Source organism: Roseiarcus sp. (genome assembly GCF_049514155.1).
In the GTDB taxonomy this organism is placed as follows: domain Bacteria; phylum Pseudomonadota; class Alphaproteobacteria; order Rhizobiales; family Beijerinckiaceae; genus Roseiarcus.
Genome location: NZ_JBEKVH010000178.1, coordinates 1 through 7,102, shown reverse-complemented (window position 1 = coordinate 7,102; position 7,102 = coordinate 1). Strand labels below are relative to the sequence as shown.

7 protein-coding genes are annotated in these 7,102 nt (G+C 69.8%); all 7 read left to right on the top strand.

Annotated elements, in window-relative coordinates; translation table 11 throughout:
• A partial coding sequence (miaB, locus tag ABSF49_RS18840; RefSeq protein ID WP_424114179.1) for a tRNA (N6-isopentenyl adenosine(37)-C2)-methylthiotransferase MiaB occupies positions 1–1,350 on the top strand: 1,350 nt, incomplete at its 5' end.
• 37 nt (positions 1,351–1,387) lie between these two features.
• Positions 1,388–2,437: a PhoH family protein gene (locus ABSF49_RS18835; protein ID WP_424114178.1), complete on the top strand. Its 1,050-nt coding sequence runs from the start codon at positions 1,388–1,390 to the stop codon at positions 2,435–2,437.
• On the top strand, positions 2,434–2,931 hold the full coding sequence (gene ybeY / locus ABSF49_RS18830; protein ID WP_424114177.1) for an rRNA maturation RNase YbeY: 498 nt from the start codon (positions 2,434–2,436) through the stop codon (positions 2,929–2,931). The genes ABSF49_RS18835 and ybeY overlap by 4 nt, the downstream gene beginning before the upstream one ends.
• Positions 2,928–3,983, top strand: a complete 1,056-nt coding sequence (locus ABSF49_RS18825; protein WP_424114176.1) for a hemolysin family protein — start codon at positions 2,928–2,930, stop codon at positions 3,981–3,983. Before ybeY ends, ABSF49_RS18825 begins: the two co-directional genes overlap by 4 nt.
• Positions 3,980–5,635: an apolipoprotein N-acyltransferase gene (lnt, locus tag ABSF49_RS18820; RefSeq protein WP_424114175.1), complete on the top strand. Its 1,656-nt coding sequence runs from the start codon at positions 3,980–3,982 to the stop codon at positions 5,633–5,635. Before ABSF49_RS18825 ends, lnt begins: the two co-directional genes overlap by 4 nt.
• Positions 5,636–5,756: 121 nt before the next feature.
• The gene (locus ABSF49_RS18815; protein ID WP_424114174.1) at positions 5,757–6,158 is read left to right on the top strand and encodes a helix-turn-helix domain-containing protein; all 402 of its coding nucleotides are present in this window, start codon (positions 5,757–5,759) and stop codon (positions 6,156–6,158) included.
• 164 nt (positions 6,159–6,322) lie between these two features.
• On the top strand, positions 6,323–7,102 hold a 780-nt coding region (locus ABSF49_RS18810), incomplete at its 3' end, for an S-adenosylmethionine synthetase N-terminal domain-containing protein (protein ID WP_424114173.1).

The window sequence follows — 7,102 nt, the reverse complement described above, 5'->3', positions numbered from 1 at the left end:
TCGTTCGGCTGCCAGATGAACGTCTATGATTCGCAGCGGATGGCCGACGTCGCCGGCCAGGAGGGCTACGCGGAGACGGCCAACGTCGAGGACGCCGACCTCGTCATCCTCAACACCTGCCATATTCGCGAACGCGCCTCGGAGAAGATCTTCTCCGAACTCGGCAAGCTGCGCGTCCTCAAAGCCGAGCGCGAGCGCCAGGGCCGCGCGACCATTCTGGTCGTGGCGGGCTGCGTCGCCCAGGCCGAAGGCGAGGAGATCCGCCGCCGCCAACCGGCGGTCGATTTCGTCGTCGGGCCGCAGAACTACCACCGCCTGCCGCAGTTGCTGCGCGACCGGCCGCGCGGGGCGGCGGCGATCGACACCGATTTCGCGGTCGAAGACAAGTTCGACCATCTGCCGCCGAGCCGGCCGCAGGCGATCCGCGCCCGCGGCCCGTCGGCCTTCGTCACCGTCCAGGAGGGCTGCGACAAGTTCTGCTCGTTCTGCGTCGTCCCCTACACCCGCGGCGGCGAAGCTTCGCGGCCGGTGAGGTCGGTCATCGACGAGATCGCGCGGCTGACCGCCGCCCGGGTCGGCGAGATCACCCTCATCGGCCAGAACGTCAACGCCTATCGCGGCCGCAACGCGAACGGCGAGGCGAGCGACCTGGCGGCGCTGCTCGCCGCCGCCGCCGAAATTCCCGGCGTGCTGAGGCTGCGCTACGCCACCTCCCACCCCAACGACATGAGCGACAGCCTGATCGCCGCCCATCGCGACAATCCGGCGCTCGCCCCCTATCTGCACCTGCCGATCCAGGCCGGCGCGGACCGCATGCTGGCGGCGATGAACCGCAAGCACCGCGTCCGCGACTATCTCGACATCGTCGCGCGCGTGCGCCGGGCGCAGCCCGACGTCGCGCTGTCGTCGGACTTCATCGTCGGCTTCCCCGGCGAGACCGACGCGGAGTTCCGCCAGACCCTGGCGGTCGTGCGCGAGGTCGGCTTTTCCTCCGGCTATGCGTTCAAGTATTCGCCGCGGCCCGGCACGCCGGCCGCCGACCTCGCCGACCAAATCGGCGAAGAGGTCAAGGCGGAGCGGCTCGCCGAGCTTTACGCCCTCATCGACGCGCAGCGGGTCGCCTTCAACCGGACCCTCGTCGGCCGCCGGATCGACGTGCTGTTCGACCGGCCGGGGCGGCGCCCCGGTCAAATCGTCGGCCGCTCGCCCTATATGCAATCGGTGCGCGCCGAGGGCGACGCGAGCCGAATCGGCGCCATGGCGAGCGTCGAAATCGTCGGCCTCGGCGCGAATACGCTGATCGGGCGGATTGTCGCGCCGGCGTCATACCCCGAGGCTCAGATCGCTTGAGACGGAGACAGCCAGTTTGAAAGCTCAAGACCAGACGTTGACGAGACCCGCCGCGGCCGTGGCGGAGCCCGGCGAGACGAAACCGACCGAGATCGCCCTCGCCTTCGACGACAACGGACTGGCCTCGATCGTCTTCGGCCACTACGACCAGAACATCGCCCGCATCGAGCGCCGGCTCGGCGTCAGCGCCAACGCCAACGGCAACCAGATCGTCATTCGCGGCCCGCGCGAGGCGAGCGAGCAGGCGCGGCGCGTGTTCGAACTGCTGTACGAGCGCGCCAAGCTCGGCCAGCCGGCCGACGAAGGCGACGTCGAAGGCGCGATCGAGGAAACCGCCTACCAGGGCACGCTGTTCCCCGGCGCGTTCGAGACCACCGGCGACACGTTCGGCCAGATCAAGACCCGCAAACGCGGCGTCGTGCGCGCGCGCAACGCCGCCCAGGACCGCTATCTGGCGGCGCTGCACAAGCACGAGCTGGTGTTCGCCGAAGGCCCGGCCGGCACCGGCAAGACCTGGCTCGCGGTCGGCCACGCGGTGTGGCTGCTCGAACAGGGCCTCGTCGAACGCCTGATCCTGTCGCGACCGGCGGTCGAAGCGGGCGAGCGGCTCGGCTTCCTGCCCGGCGACATGAAGGAGAAGGTCGACCCCTACCTGCGGCCGATCTACGACGCGCTCTACGACTTCATGGATGCGCGCATGGTCGAGCGCGGCATCCAGACCGGCATGATCGAGATCGCGCCGCTGGCCTTCATGCGCGGCCGCACCTTGTCGAAGGCGGCGATCCTGCTCGACGAGGCGCAGAACGCGACCGCGATGCAGATGAAGATGTTCCTCACCCGCCTCGGCGAGGGCTCGCGGATGATGGTCAACGGCGATCCGTCGCAGACCGACCTCGCGCCGGGGCAGAAGTCGGGCTTGAGCGAGGCGATCGCCCTGCTCGGCCGGCTCGAGCCGATCGGCCACGTGCGTTTCCGCCACGGCGACGTCGTCCGCCACGACCTGGTGCGCCAGATCGTCGAAGCTTACGAGACGGCCAAGTCGACGGAGGCGGCGAAGTCGACGGGGCGGACGGACGGCGAGAAATGACGCCAAGGGTGGAATTCGTCGCCGCCTCGCCGCGCTGGCGCGCAGCCGTGCCGGCGCGGTCGCTGGCGCGCGAGACGATCGCCGTCGCGGCGAGCGAAAGCGGCGTCGCGCTGGCGCCCGGCGCCGAGCTCTGCATTCATCTTTCCGACGACGAGCGCGTGCGCGCGCTCAACGCGCGCTGGCGCGGGCTCGACCAGCCGACCAACGTGCTCTCCTTCCCCGCCGTCGCGCCGGCTGAGATCGCCGAGGCGCGGCTGCTCGGCGACGTCGTGCTCGCGTTCGAAACGCTGGCGCGCGAGGCGGCCGAAGATGGCAAGCCGCTCGCCGACCATTACCGCCATCTCGTCGCCCACGGCTTCCTCCACCTGATCGGCTTCGACCACGACAACGACGCCGACGCGGAGCGGATGGAGGCGATCGAAACCCGCATCCTGGCGCGGCTCGGCGTCGCCGACCCCTATCGCGCCGACGAAGCGGCGGACGCTCGACCATGACCGCCCCTGACGCCGCGCGCGACCGGCCGACCGCGCCCGAGCCCAGCCCCGAAGAGGGCTCTCGCGGCCTGTTCGAGCGGCTGCGGGCCTTGTTCGGCATCGAGCCCGCTTCGGTGCGCGACGACATCGAGGACGCGCTGGAGGAGGCGGGAACCAACGCCGACTTCACGCCGCAGGAACGCGCGATCCTCAAGAACGTGCTGGCGCTGCACGAAGTGCGCGTCGCCGACGTGATGGTGCCGCGCGCCGACATCGTCTCGGTCAGCGTCGAGGCGACGCTCGGCGAATTGCTCGCCCTCTTCCGCACCGCCGGCCATTCACGACTGCCGGTCTACGGCGACACGCTCGACGATCCGCGCGGCATGGTCCACATCCGCGACTTCATGGATTTCCTCGCCTCCGAGCCGAGCTTCGGCCTCGTCGGTCAGCCGAATGCGGAGGCGGAGGCGGCGCCAGCGGAGCGCAAGGCGGTCGCCGAATTCGGCATGGACACGCCGCTGTCGGCGGCGCACATCCTGCGCCCGGTGCTGTTCGCGCCGCCGTCGATGCCGGCGCTCGACCTGCTGGTGAAGATGCAGGCCTCGCACACGCATATGGCGTTGGTGATCGACGAATACGGCGGCACCGACGGCCTCGTCTCGATCGAGGACGTGGTCGAGTCGATCGTCGGCGACATTGAGGACGAGCACGACGAGGACGACCGGCCGCAGATCGCCGCCGCTGGCGACGGCGCCTTCATCGTCGAAGCGCGCGCGAGCCTGGAGGACGTCTCCAAAGCGCTCGGAATCGATCTCTCGGCGCTCGCCGACGCCGAGGACGTCGACACGATCGGCGGCCTGCTGACGGCGACCGCCGGCCGCGTGCCGATCCGCGGCGAAATCGTCGCCGGCCCCGGCGACCTCGAATTCGAAGTGCTCGACGCCGATCCGCGACGGGTCAAGCGGCTGAGGGTCCAGCCGCGCGCCGCGCCGCGCCGACGCAACGCAGCCGCGCGCGCGCTCGCCGAATCGAACCGGCCGCCGGAATCCGGCGCGGCGCCCGGCGACAAATGAGCGAAGACTCCGCGCTCGTCGACGCGGCCGGGCCGCGCTTCGCGGCGCCCGGCGGGCTCGCCCAGGCGGTGATTCTCGCCTGGGGCTGGCGACGGCGCGGCATCGCTTTCGCCGGCGGCGCCGTCGGCGCGCTCGCCATGCCGCCGATCGCCTTCGCGCCGGCGCTGATCGTGCCGATGACGCTCGCGGTGTGGCTGATCGACGGCGCGGTCGACCGCGCCGAGGGCGGCGGCCCATTCTGGGCCTCGCTGAGGGCGGCGTTCGGCGCCGGCTGGTGGTGGGGCTTCGGCTATTTCGTCGCCGGCCTGTGGTGGCTGGGGTCGGCGTTTCTCGTCGACGCCGACAAGTTCGCCTGGGCGCTGCCGTTCGGGGTGCTCGGCCTGCCGGCCGCGCTCGCGGTCTTTCCCGCCTTCGGCTTCGCGCTGGCGCGGCTGATCTGGCGCGCCGACGCGACGCGGGTGCTCGCGCTGGCGGTCGGTCTGGGTTTCAGCGAATGGCTGCGCTGCGTCGTCCTCACCGGCTTTCCCTGGAACGAGCTCGGTATGGCGCTCGGCGCCAATCTCGAACTGGCGCAGATCGCCTCGATCGTCGGCCTGCACGGGCTGACGCTTCTCGCCGCGGCGATCTTCGCCGCGCCGGCGACCCTATGGACCGAGACGCGGCGACGCTGGCCGCCGACCGCGCTCGCGGCGCTCGCGCTCGCGGCGATCTTCGTCTTCGGCGCCTGGCGGGTGTCAGCGCCGGCGAGCCCGACGCTGCCCAACGTCAAGATGCGGCTGATGCAGCCCAACATTTCGCAGGGCGGCGACTTTTCGCCCGACAACGGGCAGGCGATCGTCCAGGAATATCTCGCCCTTTCCGACCGGGCGACCTCGCCCACGACCTCCAGCGTCGCCGACGTCACCCATCTGATCTGGCCGGAATCGGCCTTTCCCTTCCTGCTCGCGCGCGACGGCGCAGCGCTGGCGGCGATCAGCGAGTTCCTGCGCGGCGGGACGACGCTCGTCACCGGCGCGGCGCGGCTCGACGACAACGACCGTAGCGACGGCCGCCGGCATTTCTTCAATTCGATCCTGACGCTCGACCGGCGCGGACTGTTGCCGGAGCGCTACGACAAGCGCCACCTGGTGCCGTTCGGCGAATACATGCCGTTCGGCCGCTGGTTCGAGCGCATCGGCCTCACCCAGTTCGTCCACATGCCGGGCGGCTTCGACCCCGGAACCGGCGCCGACCGGCTCCATGTTCCCGGCCTGCCGACCGCGCGGGCGTTGATCTGCTACGAAGCCATCTTCCCCAACGAGCGCGGCGAGGCGCTCGACGAACCCGATCCGCCGCGCTGGATGCTCAACGTCACCGACGACGCCTGGTTCGGCCTCACCGCCGGGCCGTACCAGCATTTCGCCGAGGCGCGGCTGCGCGCGATCGAGACCGGCCTGCCGCTCGCGCGCGCCGCCAACACCGGCATTTCCGCAGTGGTCGACGGCCGCGGCCGCATCCTCGCCGAGGCGCGGCTCGGGGCCGAGACGGTCATCGACAGCGCGTTGCCCGAACCGCTGCCGCCGACCTGGCAGCGGCGCTGGGGATCGTCGACGGTGGGCTGGATCGCCCTTTTTTTTCTCGCAATCGTCGCCTTCGCGCGCCGCAGGCCGTAAAAATCGCGCCATCGGCGAACTCTGGCCGGTTGCGCGCATTGCGCGCATCGGCTAGTTATTCCGTTGCGTAATTGAAGCTGGGCCAGCGCCCGCGACCAAGCCTATTGCGAGACGACGCCCGATGGCGAAAACGCCCAACCCTATCGACAAGCATGTCGGCGCGCGGCTGCGCATGCGGCGGCTGATGGTTGGCATGAGCCAGGGGAGGCTCGGCGAATCGCTCGAGGTGACGTTCCAGCAGATCCAGAAATACGAGAAGGGCACCAACCGTATCGGCGCCAGTCGGCTGCAGCAGCTTGCGCGGGTGCTGGAAGTGCCTCCCGCCTTTTTCTTCGAGGGCGCGCCGTCGGCCGATCCGGGCAAGCCGCTGTTGGCGGAACCGGCGGCCAGCGCCTATGTCGTCGACTTCCTGTCGACCAGCGAGGGGCTGCAACTCAATCGCGCCTTCGCCCAGATCCGCGACCCCAAGGTGCGCAAGCGCGTCCTCGATCTGGTCGCCGCGCTGTCGGCGCCAAAGGAATAAGCCCCGGACCGTTCTATAAAACGAACGATTCTCCTGCAATCGTCTTGACCAAACGAACGCCGCCTGTCAAAAGCGGCGCGTTTCCGCGCGCGCCGACTTGCGCGGGCGGAAGGGGCGGGGCGTAGGGCCCGGCGGACGAACAGCAATCCGGAGAGAAACGAGCGATGGCCCGGCACGATTATCAGTTCACCAGCGAATCGGTTTCGGAAGGCCATCCCGACAAAGTCTGCGACCGCATCTCCGACGAAATCGTCGATCTGTATTTCCGTGAAGGCGCGCGCGCCGGCCTCGATCCCTATCGCATCCGCGTCGCCTGCGAGACGCTCGCCACCACCAACCGCCTCGTCATCGCCGGCGAAGTGCGCGGACCCGATCTCGGCCCCGAGGCGATCGAGGAGACGGCGCGCGCGGCGATCAAGGCGATCGGCTACGAGCAGGAAGGCTTTCATTGGCGCGACGCCAAGGTCGAGGTGTTGCTGCACAAGCAATCGGCCGACATCGCCCAGGGCGTCGACGCCGGCGGCGACAAGGACGAGGGCGCGGGCGACCAGGGCATCATGTTCGGCTACGCCTGCCGCGAGACGCCGGAGCTGATGCCGGCGCCGATCCAGTACGCGCAAAAGATCCTGCGCATCATTTCGGAAGCGCGCCACGCCGGACGCGAGAAGGCGCTCGGACCCGACGCCAAGAGCCAGGTGACGGTCCGCTACATCAACGGCAAGCCGGTCGAAGCGACGCAGATCGTCGTCTCGCACCAGCATCTCGACCCCGATCTTTCCTCCGACGGCGTCGCAGCGATCGTCCGCCCCTATGTCGTCAAGGCGCTGCCGGAAGGGTGGATCACCCCGAAGACGGTCTGGCACGTCAACCCGACCGGCAAGTTCTATATCGGCGGTCCCGACGGCGACTGCGGCCTCACCGGCCGCAAGATCATCGTCGACACT

Coding starts and splice junctions, on each gene's coding strand:
- ybeY (WP_424114177.1), top strand. CDS start 2,434: ATGACGCCAAGGGTGGAATTCGTCGCCGCCTCGCCGCGCTGGCGCGCA.
- ABSF49_RS18825 (WP_424114176.1), top strand. CDS start 2,928: ATGACCGCCCCTGACGCCGCGCGCGACCGGCCGACCGCGCCCGAGCCC.
- lnt (WP_424114175.1), top strand. CDS start 3,980: ATGAGCGAAGACTCCGCGCTCGTCGACGCGGCCGGGCCGCGCTTCGCG.
- ABSF49_RS18815 (WP_424114174.1), top strand. CDS start 5,757: ATGGCGAAAACGCCCAACCCTATCGACAAGCATGTCGGCGCGCGGCTG.